The following is a 220-nucleotide window of genomic DNA, read 5'->3' as shown; positions in this document are numbered from 1 at the left end:
GTAACCGTAAGGGTAAATTCCTGTGTAGCTTCATTGAAGGCTGCCTGCCCGTCATCTGCCTTCACGACAAAAGTCTGGCTGCCGTTGCCATCTGCTACAGCACTAATTTCTATTTTTCCTGTTTCAGGGTCAATTGAAATATTGACAAAATCTACAGAAGCAGGAGACAGGGAGTAGGTGATAGCTTCTCCTTCATTATCTGGAGAATTATCTTCCAGCG

1 protein-coding gene is annotated in these 220 nt (G+C 44.5%); it reads right to left on the bottom strand.

The genetic code is table 11. From position 1 onward, the window contains the following. Nucleotides 1–220 (bottom strand): hypothetical protein (locus tag F752_RS26410; protein WP_040665146.1); only part of this gene is annotated, 220 nt, incomplete at both ends.

It is taken from the genome of Nafulsella turpanensis ZLM-10 (assembly GCF_000346615.1).
GTDB lineage: Bacteria > Bacteroidota > Bacteroidia > Cytophagales > Cyclobacteriaceae > Nafulsella > Nafulsella turpanensis.
The sequence above is the reverse complement of the archived record's forward strand: the minus strand, read 5'-3'. Positions and strand labels throughout refer to the sequence as shown.